Raw genomic sequence first — 18,464 nt, 5'->3', positions numbered from 1 at the left:
CTTCGGCGGGGATTTTTTTACCATCCGGCAATACCGGTTACGCCCACTCCCGCAGGAACCGTTGCCCGTACTGATCGGCCACCAGCAGCGCCGCGTAAACCTGATCCGTTGACACCCCGCCTGGCATGTTGTGAATGGTTTCACCCTCTGCGCAGGCAGCCTCGGCAATCAGCCGCATTTTAAGCGGAATATCCTCTTTAATGTTCAGTTCTGCTAGCGTGATGGGCAAACCTACGCTGTGACACAGCGCCGCGACGGTTTCAATTTCCTCTACCGGGGCATTTTCCAGCACCAGTTGCGTCAGCGTCCCAAACGCCACTTTTTCACCGTGATAGAACGAATGTGCCTCCGGCACGGCGGTCATTCCGTTGTGAATGGCGTGTGCGGCCGCCAGTCCACCGCTTTCAAATCCAACGCCGCTCAGATAGGTATTGGCTTCAATGATGCGCTCCAGCGCCGGTGTGACCACGTGCTGCCCGGCCGCGAGCATCGCTTTCTCACCCTCTTCAATTAACGTGTTGTAGCACAGCTCGGCGAGGGCTAGCGCAGCCTGGGTACATTTTCCGCCCGCCATGGTGATCGCGCCACTACGGGAACAGGCGCGCGCTTCAAACCAGGTGGCAAGGGCATCGCCTATCCCGGCGGCCAGCAGACGCGGCGGAGCGCCAGCTACCACCCGGGTGTCGACAATCACCATGTTCGGGTTATGCGGCAGCATCAGGTAGCGATCGAATTCACCGCTGTCGGTATAAATGACGGAAAGGGCGCTGCACGGGGCGTCGGTGGAGGCGATAGTCGGGGCGATGGCAACGGGCACGTCCATAAAATGCGCCAGCGCTTTGGCGGTATCCAGCGTTTTCCCGCCGCCGATACCGAGCACCGCCATACAGTCGGCGCCGTCGGCCCGTTTTTTCAGGCGATCGATTTCATTTTGCGAACATTCGCCACCGAAGGGCGCGATTTCAGCATAAATTTCCGCTTTTTTGAAACTCTCAAGCAAGGTCTCTTGTGCAAAACCCAGCACAAACTTATCACCCACAACCAGCCAGCGTGTTGCCAGTGGTTTCAGATAGTCGCCGAGACGGGTGAGAACATCAGCGCCCTGGATATATTTCCCCGGCGATTGAATGATACGGTCCATAACAGATCTCCCTTAGAGGTTGAGGTTACCAAACGCGTTTTTCCAGTCGTGCTCAAACTTCTCTATGGCTGACTCTACCGCCGGGGTGCCGAGCATTTGTTGCGCTACATCTAAAGGAAGCGTGATTGCTTCACATCCGGCGAGCAGGCAGTCCAGCGCCTGACGTGGTGTTTTGAAGCTGGCGGCCAGCACGCTGCTTTCTGGGGCGTGGCGTTCGAGCAGGGATTGCAGCTCCTGTACCATACGAATGCCGTCCCCGCCCTGAGCGTCGACGCGATTAACATACGGTGCGACATATTTCGCACCCGCCAGCGCGGCCAGTAAACCCTGGGCGGCGCTGTAAACGGCCGTGCCTAACGTGGTAATGCCCTCTTTTTTCAGCATTTTTATCGCTATAAGGCCCTGTGCGGTCACCGGGATTTTCACCACGATGTCAGGAATGGCGTTACTCAGGCGTTTGGCTTCTGCCACCATCCCTTCGGCTTCACGGCTCATGGTCTGGGCAAACAGCGTACCCTGTGGCCCGATGGCGTTTTGCAGACGCGGCAGTACGTTCCAGAGGGTTTCGCCGCTGGCGGCTACAATGCTCGGGTTGGTGGTGACGCCGGCAATCGGAAAAATGCGCGCCAGGCGCTCAACCTCTGCCACGTTGGCGGTATCCAGATACAGTTCCATTATTTTTCCTTAAGTCAGAAAGGTTAACTCAAGGATAAGGTGGGGCCGCTGGCCGGGGATACAGGTCAATTTTGCCAAATACTGGACAAATGTAATGTGCTTAGTGAAGTGAGAGGGCGATCACAATGCTAGTTTTTGGCAGTCAGTTGGCTGTGATACTGGCGGCGGTATTCAGAAGGGGAGCGTTCGGTATGTTTACGAAAGAGGCGACAGAAGTAGTTGCTGTCTGTAAAGCCGCAGCGGGCGGCAATGTCTTTGATTTTTAGATCATAACCCTTGAGCAACTGGCGCGCGTGTTCCAGACGCGTTTGGGTCAGGTATTCATTGAACCCCACGTTCCCGGTCTTCTGAAACAGATGTGAAAGGTAGTTGGGTGAAATATAAAACGCCCGCGCCACGGAATCGCGGGTCAGCGGTGAGGCGTGATGTTCATCGAGATAGCGCCGGATGGCTTCAAACAAAGCACGACTGCGGCTGTCAGTATGAATGTCGCTGCCAAGAAGATCGCGACAGTGGCTGAGCATACTCAGTACCACCAGTCTGGCCGTTTTCTGTTCATCAGGCTGCATCTGCAGTTCGGCCAGCGTTTGCAGGAGAAACGCTCCGGTTCGGGGGCCGCGCCGGGCAACCTGCTGGTGCTGTATAAGCACGTTATCCCGATAAAGGCGAAGCGACAGCTGCTGTTTACCGAAGCTGATGCTGAGCGCGTGTCCGGTCTGAAGTAACCCCTCCGCAGAGGAAGAAAACCACGCTTCGCAGGCATTATCGAGGTTAATGACCAGGCAAGGCGATGTGCGGGAGTGTGGGTCGGGCGGGGTGACAAACCGTACGTCACGTAGCGCTACGGTGCCATTAATGAGGTCGGTCAGAAGGGTGCTGATGTCGTGGTGCATGGCGTGAATACCGGATATCGCCCGGCAGCGTTAGCGCTGCCGGGCCTGTATGAAGCCAATGGATTAGCCTGTGTTACGCATACCTGCCGCAACGCCTGCAATCGTCACCATCAACGCCTGTTCGACGCGTGGATCCGGCTCTTTACCTTCTTCTTCCGCCAGACGTGAACGGTGCAGCAGCTCCGCCTGCAGGACGTTCAGGGGGTCGGTGTAGATGTTACGCAGCTGGATGGACTCGGCAATCCACGGCAGATCCGCCATCAGGTGCGAGTCGTTAGCAATGTCCAGCACCACTTTGATGTCGTCTTCCAGCAGTTCGCGCAGCTCTTTACCCAGCGTCCACAGCTCAGGCTTCACCAGACGCTGATCGTAGTATTCCGCCAGCCACAGGTCTGCTTTCGAGAAGACCATCTCCAGCATACCCAGACGGGTGGAGAAGAATGGCCAGTCGCGGCACATGGTTTCCAGTTCGTTCTGTTTGCCATCTTCCACCACTTTCTGCAGCGCCGCGCCTGCGCCCAGCCAGGCGGGCAGCATCAGACGGTTCTGGGTCCAGGCGAAGATCCACGGGATGGCACGCAGAGACTCTACACCACCGGTCGGGCGGCGTTTAGCCGGGCGTGAACCCAGCGGCAGTTTACCCAGCTCCTGCTCAGGGGTAGCTGAACGGAAGTAAGGCACAAAATCTTTGTTTTCACGCACGTAGCCGCGGTACAGATCGCAGGAGATATCTGATAGCTCGTCCATGATATGGCACCAGGACTCTTTCGGCTCTGGCGGTGGCAGCAGGTTCGCTTCCAGAATTGCACTGGTGTAGAGCGACAGGCTGCTGATGGTCACTTCCGGCAGGCCGTACTTAAAGCGGATCATTTCACCCTGTTCGGTCACGCGCAGGCCGCCTTTCAGGCTTCCCGGCGGTTGTGACAGCAGTGCCGCATGCGCTGGCGCACCACCACGGCCAATCGAGCCACCGCGTCCGTGGAACAGCGTCAGTTCGATGCCTGCTTTTTCACAGGTCTTGATCAACGCGTCCTGTGCCTGATACTGCGCCCAGGATGCCGCCATGACGCCCGCGTCTTTTGCGGAGTCGGAATAGCCAATCATCACCATCTGTTTGCCCTGAATAAAGCCGCGGTACCAGTCGATGTTCAGCAGCTGCGTCATGACGTCGTTGGCGTTGTTCAGGTCATCAAGGGTTTCAAACAGCGGTGCAACCGGAAGGGCATAGTCGATACCGGCTTCTTTGAGCAGAAGGTGAACGCCCAGCACGTCAGACGGCGTTTTCGCCATGGAGATCACATAGGCAGCCACCGATCCTTTCGGCGCATCAACGATCGCTTTACAGGTGTTGAGCACCTCGCGGGTTTCGTTGCTTGGCTCCCAGTTACGTGGCAGCAAGGGGCGCTTGGAGTTCAGTTCGCGGATCAGGAAGGCTTGTTTGTCCGCTTCAGACCAGCTTTCATAGTCGCCGATGCCGAGATAGCGGGTCAGTTCGCCCAGCGCTTCGGTATGACGGGTGCTTTCCTGACGGACGTCAATACGCACCAGCGGCACGCCGAAACACTTCACGCGACGCAGGGTGTCGAGCAGTTCGCCATTCGCGATGATGCCCATTCCGCAGGCCTGCAGCGATTTATAGCAGGCATACAGCGGCTCCCAGAGCTGCTCGTTCTGGCTCAGCAGGCCTTCCGGCTTCGGCAGGCGCTGGCCTTTCAGACGCGCTTCCAGCCAGGCCTGCGTCGCCATCAGTTGGCCACGCAGTTTTTTCATCAGGAAACGATACGGCTCGCTGGCACCTTCTTCGCCGGCCAGCGCGCGCAGTTCCGGCGTGGCCTCTACCATCGACAGCTCGGAGATCAATACCTGAATATCTTTCAGGAACAGGTCGGTTGCTTTCCAGCGGCTCAACAGGAGCACGTGGCGGGTAATTTCCGCGGTGACGTTCGGGTTGCCGTCACGGTCGCCGCCCATCCAGGAGGTGAAGCGCACCGGTACAAAATCGACCGGCAGGCGGTAATCCAGATTCGCTTCCAGCTGCTCGTTCAGCTCACGCAGGTAGTTCGGCACCCCTTCCCACAGGCTATTTTCCACCACTGCAAAGCCCCATTTGGCTTCGTCGACCGGGCTTGGACGATGCTTACGAATTTCATCGGTGTGCCAGGACTGGGCAATCAGCTGGCGCAGACGGCGCATCAGCTGGTTGCGCTCGTAGTCAGCAATGTCTTTGTTATCCAGCTGCTTGAGGCAGTTGTTCACTTCCACCATTTTGTGGATCAGGGTGCGGCGAGTGATTTCGGTTGGGTGAGCGGTCAGAACCAGCTCCAGCGAAAGGGACTCCACCGCTTTTTTGATGATGTCTTCGTTGAGGTCTGGCTGGTCTTTCAGTTTACGAAGCGTACGGGCAATGACTTCCGGGTTGCTGGCAGCTTCGCCATTCGGCGAAATGCTGTGGTATTGCTCAGCGGTGTTTGCCAGGTTCAGAAACTGGCTGAAGGCGCGGGCAACGGGCAGCAGCTCATCGTTAGAAAGGTTCTGCAAGGTGGTGAGCAGCTCCTGACGACTGGCCTCGTTACCTGCACGGGAAGATTTTGACAGCTTGCGGATGGTTTCAACGCGGTCGAGGATGTTTTCCCCCAACGCATCTTTGATGGTATCTCCAAGCACTTTGCCGAGCATACTGACATTACTACGCAACGCGGAATATTGTTCGTTCATAAAAACCCAGTCACCCCATCATTTTTGTTTATGCCCAATCGAAAATCTTTTGGACAATATTTTGTCATCTCCCTTTATAAAGCCACGTAAAACCCCCGTCGTCAATTGCTGCGAAAACGGTTCAGCAAACGAATAAATGTGGGTAATTTACGAAATTTAATTCGCTTTGCGTCAGATAAGAGATGCTTATGGGAATGTGACGAAGATCGCGGGATTTGTTGCCCTTACCCTGACCCTCTCCCACCGGGAGAGGGAACCCTCAGGGGCATTTTAATGCCAGCAGAAGTGATGCACGACCTGGGTAATCAGTTCACGGGTCGGTTTGATAAAGCGCGTTTCCAGATATTCATCCGGCTGGTGGGCCTGGTTGATGGAACCCGGGCCAAGCACCAGCGTAGGACACAGGGTCTGAATAAACGGTGCTTCGGTGCAATAGTTCACCACGTCGGTTTTCTCGCCGAGCAGCTTTTCCACGACTTCAACCAGTTGATGATCCGGTGGACATTCGTAGCCAGGGATCGGCGGATGAAGCTCGGAGACCGTCAGGCGGCCCGGCCAGCGCTCGCTGACCGGCGCCAGCGCTTCGGTCAACAGGCCGTCGAGATCGCTCAGCGTCATGCCCGGCAGCGGACGGATATCCATATGCAGTTCGCAGCAGGCGCAGATACGGTTGGATGCATCGCCACCGTGCAGGCTGCCGAGGTTCAGCGTCGGGTAAGGCACGGTGAATGCGTCGTAGTGATAACGCTCTTTCAGCGAGTCGCGCAACTGCATGATGCGGCCGATGGCGTCGTGCATCAGTTCGATGGCGTTGACGCCGCGCGCCGGATCGCTGGAGTGGCCTGACTGGCCCAGCACGCGCACCGCCGTGGAGATATGGCCTTTGTGGGCGCGGATTGGCTGCAGTGACGTTGGTTCACCAATAATGGCGCAATCCGGGCGAATCGAGGTGTTTTCAGAGAAGTAGCGCGCCCCGGCCATGCTGGTCTCTTCATCGGCAGTGGCCAGAATGTAGAGCGGTTTCTTCAGCGTTGTCACGTCCACGTCACGCAGCGCATCGAGGATAAAAGCAAAAAAGCCTTTCATGTCGGCGGTGCCCAGACCGTAAAGCTTGTTGTCATGCTCGGTCAGGGTGAACGGATCGCGCGTCCAGCGGCCATCGTCAAAGGGAACGGTATCGGTATGACCGGCCAGCAGCAGGCCGCCGGCACCCTGTCCGGTACTGGCGAGCAGGTTAAATTTATGGCGTGTTCCGGGAACGGGCTGAACCTCAACGTTAAACCCAATATCGCTAAACCAACCTGCCAGCAGATTGATTAAAGACTCATTGCTCTGATCCAGCGCTTCTTCGGTCGCACTGATGGAGGGTGTGGCAATTAGGGCGCGGTAAATCTCGATAAATGGCGGTAAGTTCATTTTCATTGTTGACACACCTTAGGTCGTGATAGTATCAATATTCATGCAATAAATGTGAATAAAAATACATTAACGTTGAGCATAAAGGAACCCGATGTTGAATACGCTGATTGTAGGCGCTAGCGGTTATGCGGGCGCAGAGCTTGTAAGCTACGTGAATCGCCATCCTCATATGACCATAACCGCTTTGACCGTGTCAGCGCAAAGCAATGATGCAGGAAAGTTAATTTCCGATTTGCATCCGCAACTTAAAGGCATTGTTGATCTGCCGCTGCAGCCAATGTCTGACATCCGCGCGTTCACCGACGGCGTTGACGTGGTGTTTTTAGCTACCGCGCACGAAGTCAGCCACGACCTGGTTCCGCACTGTCTGGCGGCCGGCTGTGTGGTGTTCGACCTCTCCGGCGCCTTCCGTGTGAATGACGGCGCGTTCTACGAAAAATATTACGGTTTCACCCATCAACACCCTGAACTGCTGGAAAAAGCGGTTTACGGCCTGGCGGAGTGGAGCACAGATAAACTGAAAGAAGCGGATCTGGTTGCCGTGCCGGGCTGTTATCCGACGGCGGCACAGCTTTCTCTGAAGCCGCTGATCGACGCAGACCTGCTGGATCTGAACCAGTGGCCGGTGATCAACGCCACCAGTGGTGTCAGCGGCGCGGGGCGTAAAGCCGCTATCGCTAACAGCTTCTGCGAAGTGAGCCTTCAGCCGTATGGCGTGTTCAATCACCGCCATCACCCTGAAATCACGACGCATCTGGGTGCGGATGTCATCTTCACGCCGCATCTGGGCAGCTTCCCGCGAGGGATCCTCGAAACTATCACCTGCCGCCTGAAACCCGGCGTGACCCACGAACAGGTGAGCGAAGCCTTTACGCAGGCCTATGCGGACAAACCGCTGGTGCGTCTGTACGACAAAGGCGTGCCGGCGCTGAAAAACGTGGTTGGCCTGCCATTCTGCGACATCGGTTTTGCCGTGCAGGGTGAGCACCTGATTGTGGTGGCTGCGGAAGATAACTTACTTAAAGGCGCTGCCGCGCAGGCAATGCAGTGTGCAAATATTCGTTTCGGTTTCCCGGAAACCCAGGCTCTTATTTAAGGTGTGATGATGAACCCATTAATTATCAAACTCGGTGGTGTACTGCTGGACAGCGAAGAAGCGCTGGAGCGTCTTTTTACCGCGCTGGTGAACTATCGCGAATCACACCAACGTCCGCTGGTGATTGTGCACGGCGGCGGCTGCGTGGTTGATGAGCTGATGAAAGGGCTCAACCTGCCGGTGAAAAAGAAAAATGGCCTGCGCGTCACGCCTGCTGACCAGATTGATATTATTACCGGTGCCCTGGCGGGGACGGCGAACAAAACGCTGCTGGCGTGGGCGAAGAAACACCATATCGCCTCTGTCGGTCTGTGTCTGGGCGATGGTGACAGCGTAAAAGTGACCCAGCTCGACGAAGAGCTCGGACACGTTGGACTGGCACAGCCTGGTTCGCCTAAGCTGATTAACATGCTGCTGGAAGGAGGATTCCTGCCGGTGGTGAGCTCTATCGGGGTGACCGAAGAGGGCGAGCTGATGAACGTCAATGCAGACCAGGCGGCAACGGCTCTGGCGGCTACGCTGGGCGCTGACCTGATTCTGCTCTCTGACGTAAGCGGTATTCTCGACGGCAAAGGCCAGCGTATTGCGGAAATGACCGCAGCGAAAGCCGAACAGCTTATCGAGCAGGGCATTATTACCGACGGCATGATCGTCAAAGTCAATGCGGCGCTGGATGCCGCGCGTACGCTCGGACGTCCGGTGGACATCGCCTCCTGGCGCCACGCGGAGCAACTCCCGGCGTTGTTTAACGGCACGCCGATTGGCACGCGTATTCTGGCGTAAGCAATTTACCGATTCTGCAGGCCCGGTCAGCGCAGCGCAGCCGGGCAATGAAATTCAAAGATATTAAGGAAGCATGTTATGGCACTTTGGGGTGGGCGTTTTACACAGGCAGCGGATCAACGGTTCAAACAGTTCAACGACTCTTTGCGCTTCGACTACCGCCTGGCCGAGCAGGATATCGTCGGCTCTGTGGCCTGGTCCAAAGCGCTGGTCACCGTGGGCGTCCTGACCGCAGACGAACAGCTGCAGCTGGAAGAGGCGCTGAATAACCTGTTGGAAGAGGTGCGTCTGAACCCGCAGCAGATCCTCGCCAGCGATGCGGAAGATATTCACAGCTGGGTGGAAGGGAAACTCATCGATAAAGTCGGCCAGCTGGGTAAAAAACTGCATACCGGGCGTAGCCGTAACGACCAGGTCGCGACTGATCTGAAATTGTGGTGTAAAGATACCGTTGGTGAACTGCTGGCAGCCAACCGTCAGCTGCAGGGCGCGCTGGTGGAAACCGCGCAGAACAACCAGGACGCGGTGATGCCGGGTTATACCCACCTGCAGCGTGCGCAGCCGGTAACCTTTGCGCACTGGTGTCTGGCCTACGTTGAGATGCTGGCGCGTGATGAAAGCCGTCTGCAGGATACCCTGAAGCGTCTGGACGTGAGCCCGCTGGGCAGCGGTGCGCTGGCAGGGACGGCCTATGAAATCGACCGTGATCAGCTGGCAGGCTGGCTGGGCTTTGCTTCAGCCACCCGTAACAGCCTGGACAGCGTCTCTGACCGTGATCACGTGCTGGAGCTGCTTTCCAATGCGTCTATCGGCATGGTGCATCTGTCGCGCTTTGCCGAAGACCTGATTTTCTTTAACTCCGGTGAAGCCGGGTTTGTTGAGCTGTCTGACCGCGTGACGTCAGGCTCCTCCCTGATGCCACAGAAGAAAAACCCGGATGCGCTGGAGCTTATCCGCGGTAAGTGTGGCCGTGTGCAGGGCGCGCTGACCGGCATGATGATGACCCTGAAAGGGCTGCCGCTGGCGTATAACAAAGATATGCAGGAAGACAAAGAAGGGCTGTTCGACGCGCTCGATACTTGGCTGGACTGCCTGCATATGGGCGCGCTGGTGCTGGATGGCATTCAGGTGAAACGCCCGCGTTGTCAGGAAGCGGCGCAGCAGGGCTATGCAAACTCGACCGAGCTTGCCGATTACCTGGTGGCGAAAGGCGTACCGTTCCGTGAAGCGCACCATATTGTCGGTGAAGCGGTGGTTGAAGCCATTCGTCAGGGTAAGGCACTGGAAGCGTTGCCGCTGACCGACCTGCAGAAATTCAGTGCGGTTATCGGTGATGATGTGTATCCGATTCTGGCGTTGCAGTCTTGTCTGGATAAGCGTGCAGCGAAAGGCGGCGTGTCACCGAAGCAGGTCGCGCAGGCGATTGCGGATGCGAAAAACCGGCTGGTTTGATGAGTGCGGGCGGGTGCCCTCACCCCGCCCTCTCCCACGGGGAGAGGGAGTAAACACTAAAAATGGCAACTTCGGTTGCCATTTTGCTTTTATCCCCGGCCTTTTTTACGCAAAAAAAAGCGGACCACGGGGTCCGCAAAAGTTCACGTTGGCTTTAGTTGTTCGAGTTTTGAGAGAAACTCGCTGACGGTGCGGGGACGTCAAGGGTCAAACACGTGCCGCCTCGTCTATGTGGTGTATTATTCAACAGAATGCTTGATAGGGATAATCGTTCGTTGCTATGCTATCTATCGCCATGAACTATCGTGGCGACGGAGGATGAATAATGAATATTCGTGATCTTGAATACCTGGTAGCGCTAGCCGAGCACCGCCATTTTCGCCGCGCGGCAGATTCCTGCCACGTCAGCCAGCCTACCCTGAGCGGCCAGATCCGCAAGCTGGAAGACGAGCTGGGCGTGATGCTGCTGGAGCGCACCAGTCGTAAGGTACTGTTCACCCAGGCAGGTCTGCTGCTGGTGGATCAGGCGCGCACCGTGCTGCGCGAGGTCAAAGTGCTCAAGGAAATGGCAAGCCAGCAGGGGGAGGCGATGTCCGGCCCGTTGCATATTGGCCTGATCCCAACCGTTGGCCCGTACCTGTTGCCGCACATCATTCCAATGCTGCATCAGACGTTCCCGAAACTCGAAATGTATCTGCATGAAGCGCAAACCCATCAGCTGCTGGCGCAGTTAGACAGCGGCAAGCTCGACTGTGCCATTCTGGCGCTGGTCAAAGAGAGCGAAGCTTTTATCGAAGTGCCGCTGTTTGATGAGCCCATGATGCTGGCGATCTATGAAGATCACCCGTGGGCGAACCGCGATCGCGTGCCGATGGCCGATCTGGCCGGTGAAAAACTGCTGATGCTGGAAGATGGTCACTGCCTGCGCGATCAGGCGATGGGATTCTGCTTCGAAGCGGGTGCTGACGAGGATACCCATTTCCGCGCAACCAGCCTTGAAACGCTGCGTAATATGGTGGCGGCGGGCAGTGGGATCACATTGCTGCCGGCACTGGCCGTGCCGCGAGAACGTAAACGTGACGGCGTGGTTTATCTGCCATGCATTAAACCAGAGCCACGTCGTACCATTGGTCTGGTTTATCGTCCGGGTTCACCGCTGCGCAGCCGCTATGAGCAGCTGGCAGAGGCCATCCGTGGTTCGATGGATGGCCATTTTGACAATGCGTTAAAACAGGCGGTTTAAACCGTTCAGTGCCGCGACCCGATAGGCTTCCGCCATGGTCGGGTAGTTGAAGGTGGTGTTAACGAAGTACTCGATGGTGTTACCACCACCTTTTTGCTCCATGATCGCCTGGCCGATATGAATAATCTCCGCCGCGCGTTCACCAAAGCAGTGAATACCGAGGATCTCTTTCGTCTCGCGATGGAACAGGATCTTCAGCGTACCCACGCTCATTCCCACGATTTGTGCCCTCGCCAGATGTTTAAACTGCGCGCGACCCACCTCGTAAGGCACCTTCATTGACGTCAGCTGCTGCTCGGTTTTCCCGACGGAGCTGATTTCCGGGATGGTATAAATACCTGTCGGAATATCTTCGATAAGATGTGCCGTCGCTTCGCCTTTCACCAGCGCCTGCGCCGCGATGCGTCCCTGATCGTATGCTGCAGAAGCCAGGCTTGGATAACCGATAACATCACCGACGGCATACACATGCGGCAGGGCTGTCTGGTACATGCTGTTCACCTTCAGCTGACCGCGGCTGTCGGTTTCGAGCCCGATATTTTCCAGAGCCAGAGAATCGGTGTTACCGGTACGGCCGTTGGCGTACAGCAGGCAGTCTGCTTTCAGCTTCTTGCCCGATTTCAGATGCATGATCACACCGTCGTCGCAGCCTTCAATTTTCTCGTACTCTTCGTTGTGGCGAATCACCACGCCGCTGTTCCAGAAGTGGTAAGAGAGCGAGTCTGACATTTCCTGATCGAGGAAGGCCAGCAGGCGGTCGCGGGTGTTGATCAGGTCAACTTTCACGTCCATGCCCCGGAAGATCGACGCATATTCGCAGCCAATCACCCCTGCGCCATAGATAATCACATGACGGGGTTCGTGGTGCAGGCTCAGGATGGAGTCGCTGTCGTAAATGCGCGGGTGGGAGAAGTCCACGTCTGCCGGATGGTACGGGCGTGAACCACAGGCGATGACAAATTTTTCCGCCGTGATGGTTTCGACCGACCCGTCGTGGCATTCGAGCGCCAGGGTGTGTTCATCAACAAAGTGCGCATTGCCCTGCAAAATTTCACAGTGGTTACGCTCATAAAACCCCTGGCGCATCCGTGTCTGCTGGTTAATAACGGTATCCGCATGATTCAGGATGTCAGCAAAGGAGGAACGAAGAAGTCGGGAGTGGTCGCTGTAAAGAGGGTTCTGGTTAAATTCAATAATGCGGCTAACGGCATGGCGGAGGGCTTTGGAAGGGATGGTGCCCCAATGGGTGCAACCGCCGCCAACGTTATGGTAGCGCTCTATCACCGCTACTCTGGCTCCCTGTTTCACCAGTCCCATAGCAGCGCCTTCGCCGCCGGGGCCGGAACCTATCACAATTGCGTCGTAATCGTAGGAATGTGGCATGGTAAGGCTTACCTGTTCTTATACATAAAAGCAACAGAATCATAACATCATTGCCCGAGTAACCCAATTATCGTTGTGCTTTTTTCCGGCAGTGGAGCACAAACCGTACGTAAACAATCATTCACAAAGCCAGGCAAACAGATTAATTTTATTCTCTGGTATAGTGCCATCAGGCCTTTGGAAGGATTCAACTATCGTGATGGGCGTAAGAGCACAACAAAAAGAGAAAACCCGGCGTTCGCTGGTGGAAGCCGCATTCAGTCAACTGAGTGCCGAGCGTAGTTTTGCCAGTTTAAGCCTGCGTGAAGTTGCGCGCGAGGCCGGGATTGCGCCAACGTCCTTCTATCGTCATTTCCGTGATGTGGATGAACTGGGTCTGACCATGGTCGACGAGAGCGGGCTGATGCTGCGTCAGCTTATGCGCCAGGCGCGGCAGCGTATCGCTAAAGGGGGGAGCGTGATCCGCACCTCTGTGTCGACCTTTATGGAATTTATTGGCAATAACCCCAACGCGTTTCGCCTGCTGTTGCGGGAACGTTCCGGAACATCAGCCGCGTTCCGTGCCGCTGTGGCGCGTGAAATTCAGCATTTTATCGCGGAACTTGCCGACTATCTTGAACTCGAAAACCATATGCCGCGTGCGTTCACTGAAGCACAGGCTGAGGCGATGGTGACGATTGTTTTCAGCGCGGGTGCCGAAGCGCTGGATGTCAGCATCGAACAACGCAAGCAGCTCGAAGAGCGACTGGTATTACAGCTCAGGATGATCTCCAAAGGCGCGTACTACTGGTATCGCCGTGAACAAGAGAAACTGGCACATCAAACCGAAGAGTGAAGGTGAGTAATGAAACAGTCAGGTCAGGATAAGGGTACGCTGTTGCTGGCATTGATCGCTGGCTTATCAATTAATGGCACGTTTGCGGCTGTGTTCAGCTCGATCGTTCCATTTTCTATTTTCCCGCTCATTGCGCTGGTGCTGACGGTGTACTGTCTGCATCAGCGTTACCTGAACCGCACCATGCCGGTCGGGTTGCCTGGGCTGGCCGCGGCCTGCTTTATTCTTGGCGTGTTGCTGTATAGCACTGTGGTGCGTGCAGAGTATCCGGATATCGGTTCTAACTTCCTGCCGGCGGTACTTTCTGTGGCACTGGTGTTCTGGATTGGCTCGCGCATGCGTAGCCGCAAGCACGAGCTGCCGGAGTAAGAGAGTGTGATGGCAGGCAGGTTGACCTGCCTGCCATCACGTTACTTCGCGGTAAGAAGTACGCCGCACTCCATATGGTGCGTATACGGGAACTGATCGAAGAGAGCCAGACGTTCAACATTGTGCGTCTGGCTTAATGTTTCGAGGTTCTTGCACAGCGTTTCCGGGTTACAGGATATGTACAAAATACGCGGGTACGCCTGCACCATCTTCTCGGTTTCGCTGTCCAGGCCACTGCGCGGCGGATCGACAAAAATCGTCTCACACTGGTAACTCTTCAGATCGATCCCCTCCAGGCGATTAAACTGGCGTACGCCATTCATGGCCTGCGTGAACTCTTCTGCAGACATACGAATGATCTGCACATTGTCGATGTGATTGGCGGCAATGTTGTACTGTGCAGCGGCAACGGACGGCTTGGCAATCTCCGTCGCCAGGACGCGCTCAAAGTTACGCGCCAGCGCCAGGGAGAAGTTGCCGTTCCCGCAGTACAGCTCTAGCAGATCGCCCTTTGACCCTTCGGTCGCCTTCAGCGCCCAGTCCAGCATCTGTACGTTCATTGCTGCGTTTGGCTGGGTAAAGCTGTTCTCAACCTGGCGGTACACCATCTCTTTTCCCGCCACCGACAGACGTTCGTCGATGAAATCCTGATCCAGCATGATTTTGGTTTTTGTTGCACGACCAATCAGGTGAACATTGATGTTCTGCGCGCGCAGGGCATCGCGCAGCGCTTCTGCCTGCTCGCGCCATTCGTCATTCAGCGCTTTGTGATACAGCAGAGAGACGATCGCCTGGTTGCTTTGTGTGGTCAGATAATCAATCTGGAACAGCTTGTGGCGCAGCACAGGGTTGTTGCGTACGCCGTCGATCATCAGCGTCATGAGCTGGTTGATGAGTTCACTCGCCGCCGGGAAACTGTCAACCCGAATGCGGGACTTCGTCTGCTGATCGAAAATGATGTGGTACAGGTCGTCACCGTCGTGCCAGATGCGGAATTCCGCACGCATGCGGTAGTGGCTAACGGGCGAGCGGAACACCTCAGGAACGGGCGCGTTGAAAGGCGTCATCATACTTTGCAGGCGGACAACTTTCTCTGCCAGCTGTGCGTCGTACTGTTCTGTTGGGAGGTGTTCGGGGGTCATGATGCGTCCTGAGTGATAAAGAATTACGCGGGGATTGTAGGGATTGTGCAGTGGATGTCCAGATTTAATGGCCAATAGCTATCTGGACATCTATACGTGTCTAATTGTAGCATTCTGTTTCCGGTCTCCTGAGAGTGAAAAGGGAATCCAGTGAAAATCTGGAGCTGACGCGCAGCGGTAAAGACTGGCGGGATGAGAATTGTAGACACTGTGAAAATGGGAAGTCTTCATCCGCAAAACGCCACCTAGCCCGAAGACCTGCCGGGATCACGTCGCATTTGGTTTCGTCATCGCGTGCTATAGATGAAGCCTGCGGCATCCTTCTTATATTGTGGATGCTTTAACAATGATTAAAAAAGTATCGCTGTTGACGGCGTTGTCCGTCACGGCATTTTCGGGCTGGGCGCAGGATAGCGCCGACTCGTTGGTGGTGACAGCAAACCGTTTTGAGCAACCTGTTAATACCGTTCTTGCACCAACGTCTGTGGTGACGCGCGAGGATATTGATCGCTGGCAGGCAAACACCGTCATTGACGTTATGCGTCGCTTGCCTGGCGTGGATACTGCCCAAAACGGCGGAATGGGGCAACTTTCCTCTCTTTTTATTCGGGGAACTAATTCCAGTCATGTTCTTATTCTTGTCGACGGGATCCGTCTTAACCAGGCTGGGGTAACGGGGTCGTCCGATCTCAGCCAATTCCCGATCGCCCTGGTGCAGCGCATTGAATATATTCGCGGGCCACGCTCTGCAGTCTATGGTTCTGATGCGATTGGTGGCGTAGTGAACATTATTACTACCCGCGCAAAGGACGGCACGACGTTGAATGCGGGCGTAGGCTCGCATGGCTACCAAAATTACGGCGGCAGCACCCAGCAAACCCTGGGTGACAGCACACGCGTGACGCTGGCGGGTGATTATACCTATACCAAAGGCTTTGACGTGGTTGCGGATGGCAACAACGGTGGTCTGGCTCAGACCGATCGTGACGGCTTTATGAATAAAACCCTCTACGGTGCGCTGGAGCATGCTTTCTCTGATCAGTGGAGCGGGTTCGTTCGCGGCTATGGCTACAGCAACCGTACCGCCTATGACGGCTATTACAGTTCATTTACGCCTGATGTTTTGGTTGATACTCGCCAGCTCTATAGCCAGACCTGGGACGCTGGACTGCGCTTTAATAATGACATCGTCCATTCACAACTTCTCACCAGCTATAGCCACAGCAAAGATTATAACTACGACCCGCATCTGGGACGTTATGATTCCAATGCCACGCTGGATGAGATCAAACAGTACAACGTGCAGTGGACCAACTCCGTTGAGGTGGGCCATGGCAATATTGGCGCAGGTGTCGACTGGCAGAAGCAGAGCACCGAACCAGGAACAAGCTATGTCACAAACGGCTATGACCTGCGTAACACCGGCGTCTACCTGACTGCGCTGCAGCAGTTTGGCGACTTTACCCTGGAAGGGGCAGCGCGTAGCGACGATAACTCTCAGTTTGGTCGCCATGGCACCTGGCAGAGCAGTGCGGGCTGGGAGTTCATTGAAGGTTATCGATTCATTGCCTCGTATGGCACTGCCTATAAAGCACCCAACCTCGGGCAGTTGTATGGTTTCTATGGCAACGACCATCTTGATCCTGAGGAGAGTAAACAGTGGGAAGGCGCGTTCGAAGGTCTGACGGCTGGCGTGAACTGGCGCGTATCGGCCTATCGCAATGACGTTGATAACCTGATCGACTTTAATAACAACCTTCAGGAATACTACAACGTAGGCAAGGCGCGTATTAAAGGGGTTGAAGCCACAGCGTCCTTTGATACAGGTCCACTGACTCATACGGTCGGTTACGATTATGTGGATGCACGCAATGCGGCAACAAACCAGCTATTGGATCGCCGGGCTAAGCAGCAGGTGAAGTATCAGCTTGATACGCAGGTCTATGAATTCGACTGGAGCCTGACTTACCACTACCTGGGAACACGTTACGACACTGACTTTGGTACCTACCCGTCTGAAAAGGTGAAAATGGGCGGCGTAAGCCTGTGGGATGTCGCAGTTTCATATCCTGTCACCTCTCACCTTACAGTTCGTGGTAAAATAGCCAACCTGTTCGACAAAGATTACGAGACAGTTTATGGCTACCAAACTGCAGGACGGGAATACACCTTGTCTGGCAGCTACACCTTCTAATCCGCGTCCCACCGTGCTGGTATTTGATTCCGGTGTCGGTGGGCTTTCGGTCTATGATGAGATCCGACATCTCCTGCCGGATCTCCATTACATTTACGCCTTTGATAACGTCGCGTTCCCGTATGGGGAAAAGAGTGAAGACTTTATTGTTGAGCGTGTGGTTGAAATCGTCAGCGCGGTACAAAAGCGTTATCCCCTCTCGCTGGCGGTCATCGCCTGTAACACGGCCAGTACAGTATCGCTTCCTGCATTGCGCGAAAAATTCCAGTTCCCGGTTGTGGGCGTTGTTCCTGCAATAAAGCCTGCCGCGCGTCTGACGGCAAACGGCATTGTTGGTTTACTGGCAACGCGAGGCACGGTGAAGCGACCTTATACGCGCGAGTTAATCGACCGCTTTGCCAACGAATGCCAGATTGCGATGCTCGGTTCGGCGGAACTGGTCGAGATCGCCGAAGCGAAGCTGCACGGAAAGGCAGTGCCGCTCGAAGAGTTGCGCCGTATTCTCCGCCCGTGGCTGCGGATGCCGGAGCCACCGGACACCGTTGTGCTGGGGTGCACCCATTTCCCTCTATTACAGGAAGAGTTATTAGAAGTTCTGCCTGAGGGCACGCGGCTGGTGGATTCGGGGGCGGCTATAGCCCGACGTACGGCCTGGTTGCTGGAACATGAAGCCCCGGATGCAAAATCTGCCGATGCAAACATCGCTTTTTGTATGGCCATCACCAACGAGACCGAGCAACTTTTGCCCGTTTTACGCCGTTATGGCTTTGAAACGCTCGAAAAACTGGCGCTGTAGCACGATTTTGAGCAAAAAAGAGACGGTTGAACGTTTTTTTTAAAAGAGGGGTTGTCAACGTCTGAGAACTCCCTATAATGCGCCTCCACTGACACGGAACAACGGCTTACAAGCCGCCGGGTTAGCGGGGTTCAGAGATGAACACCAACAGAGAAAAGCAAAAATAAATGCTTGACTCTGAATGAGGAAAACGTAATATACGTGACCTCGCGACGGTGAGCTGTAAGCCACGTCGCAACTGCTCTTTAACAATTTATCAGACAATCTGTGTGGGCACTCAAAGTGACATGGATTCTTAATGTCTTCGGACAAAAAATGAATACCAAGT

General features: G+C 55.4%; 15 protein-coding genes and 1 riboswitch. Of the genes, 8 read left to right on the top strand and 7 right to left on the bottom strand.

Annotated features, from left to right (window positions below; genetic code table 11):
* Positions 1 to 37: 37 nt before the first annotated feature.
* From gldA to argE, 5 genes are all read right to left on the bottom strand, one after another.
* The gene (gene gldA, locus AC2FAP_RS22120) at positions 38 to 1,141 is read right to left on the bottom strand and encodes a bifunctional L-1,2-propanediol dehydrogenase/glycerol dehydrogenase (RefSeq protein ID WP_449541864.1); all 1,104 of its coding nucleotides are present in this window, start codon (positions 1,139 to 1,141) and stop codon (positions 38 to 40) included.
* A 12-nt stretch (positions 1,142 to 1,153) separates the two neighbouring features.
* On the bottom strand, positions 1,154 to 1,816 hold the full coding sequence (gene fsa / locus AC2FAP_RS22115; RefSeq protein WP_032679238.1) for a fructose-6-phosphate aldolase: 663 nt from the start codon (positions 1,814 to 1,816) through the stop codon (positions 1,154 to 1,156).
* A gap of 128 nt (positions 1,817 to 1,944) precedes the next feature.
* Positions 1,945 to 2,709 carry a helix-turn-helix transcriptional regulator gene (locus AC2FAP_RS22110; protein WP_449541863.1) on the bottom strand — a complete coding sequence of 255 codons (765 nt, stop codon included), beginning with the start codon at positions 2,707 to 2,709 and terminating at the stop codon, positions 1,945 to 1,947.
* A 63-nt stretch (positions 2,710 to 2,772) separates the two neighbouring features.
* Entirely contained in the window at positions 2,773 to 5,424 is a 2,652-nt protein-coding gene (gene ppc, locus AC2FAP_RS22105) for a phosphoenolpyruvate carboxylase (protein WP_014172182.1), read from the bottom strand.
* Between the two features lie 270 nt (positions 5,425 to 5,694).
* Positions 5,695 to 6,846: an acetylornithine deacetylase gene (argE, locus tag AC2FAP_RS22100; protein WP_020883942.1), complete on the bottom strand. Its 1,152-nt coding sequence runs from the start codon at positions 6,844 to 6,846 to the stop codon at positions 5,695 to 5,697.
* Positions 6,847 to 6,934: 88 nt separating this feature from the next.
* Here argE and argC point away from each other — a divergent pair, with 88 nt between their 5' ends.
* From argC to oxyR, 4 genes are all read left to right on the top strand, one after another.
* On the top strand, positions 6,935 to 7,939 hold the full coding sequence (gene argC, locus AC2FAP_RS22095) for an N-acetyl-gamma-glutamyl-phosphate reductase (protein ID WP_032679234.1): 1,005 nt from the start codon (positions 6,935 to 6,937) through the stop codon (positions 7,937 to 7,939).
* A gap of 6 nt (positions 7,940 to 7,945) precedes the next feature.
* Positions 7,946 to 8,722, top strand: a complete 777-nt coding sequence (gene argB, locus AC2FAP_RS22090; RefSeq protein ID WP_086462987.1) for an acetylglutamate kinase — start codon at positions 7,946 to 7,948, stop codon at positions 8,720 to 8,722.
* 78 nt (positions 8,723 to 8,800) lie between these two features.
* Positions 8,801 to 10,174 carry an argininosuccinate lyase gene (gene argH / locus AC2FAP_RS22085; RefSeq protein WP_449541862.1) on the top strand — a complete coding sequence of 458 codons (1,374 nt, stop codon included), beginning with the start codon at positions 8,801 to 8,803 and terminating at the stop codon, positions 10,172 to 10,174.
* A gap of 325 nt (positions 10,175 to 10,499) precedes the next feature.
* Positions 10,500 to 11,417, top strand: coding sequence for a DNA-binding transcriptional regulator OxyR (gene oxyR / locus AC2FAP_RS22080; protein ID WP_014172176.1), 918 nt, complete (start codon positions 10,500 to 10,502; stop codon positions 11,415 to 11,417).
* Here the strand turns inward: oxyR and sthA are convergent.
* A complete protein-coding gene (sthA, locus tag AC2FAP_RS22075; protein ID WP_014172175.1) occupies positions 11,400 to 12,800 on the bottom strand; it encodes a Si-specific NAD(P)(+) transhydrogenase in 1,401 nt (466 codons plus the stop codon). The genes oxyR and sthA overlap by 18 nt on opposite strands.
* Positions 12,801 to 12,996: 196 nt before the next feature.
* Here sthA and fabR point away from each other — a divergent pair, with 196 nt between their 5' ends.
* Together fabR and AC2FAP_RS22065 are read left to right on the top strand one after the other, a co-directional pair.
* Positions 12,997 to 13,635: an HTH-type transcriptional repressor FabR gene (fabR, locus tag AC2FAP_RS22070; RefSeq protein WP_008501784.1), complete on the top strand. Its 639-nt coding sequence runs from the start codon at positions 12,997 to 12,999 to the stop codon at positions 13,633 to 13,635.
* 9 nt (positions 13,636 to 13,644) lie between these two features.
* Positions 13,645 to 14,004, top strand: a complete 360-nt coding sequence (locus AC2FAP_RS22065; RefSeq protein ID WP_020883939.1) for a YijD family membrane protein — start codon at positions 13,645 to 13,647, stop codon at positions 14,002 to 14,004.
* A gap of 41 nt (positions 14,005 to 14,045) precedes the next feature.
* On the opposite strand, the gene trmA is transcribed toward AC2FAP_RS22065, so the two are convergent.
* Complete coding sequence (gene trmA, locus AC2FAP_RS22060; protein ID WP_032679233.1) at positions 14,046 to 15,146, bottom strand: tRNA (uridine(54)-C5)-methyltransferase TrmA; 1,101 nt, start codon at positions 15,144 to 15,146, stop codon at positions 14,046 to 14,048.
* A 104-nt stretch (positions 15,147 to 15,250) separates the two neighbouring features.
* Positions 15,251 to 15,426, top strand: a riboswitch (cobalamin riboswitch).
* Between the two features lie 66 nt (positions 15,427 to 15,492).
* Between trmA and btuB the strand changes: the two genes are divergently transcribed.
* Together btuB and murI are read left to right on the top strand one after the other, a co-directional pair.
* Positions 15,493 to 17,340 (top strand): TonB-dependent vitamin B12 receptor BtuB, encoded by a 1,848-nt coding sequence (gene btuB, locus AC2FAP_RS22055; RefSeq protein ID WP_020883937.1) that lies wholly within the window; start codon positions 15,493 to 15,495, stop codon positions 17,338 to 17,340.
* Positions 17,285 to 18,136: a glutamate racemase gene (gene murI, locus AC2FAP_RS22050; RefSeq protein ID WP_014172170.1), complete on the top strand. Its 852-nt coding sequence runs from the start codon at positions 17,285 to 17,287 to the stop codon at positions 18,134 to 18,136. The genes btuB and murI overlap by 56 nt, the downstream gene beginning before the upstream one ends.
* Positions 18,137 to 18,464: the final 328 nt, after the last annotated feature.

The sequence above is a fragment of the Enterobacter cloacae complex sp. 394I7 genome (assembly GCF_057320345.1).
Note: the sequence above shows the minus strand (reverse complement) of the source record. Positions and strands in the feature narration are given on the sequence as shown.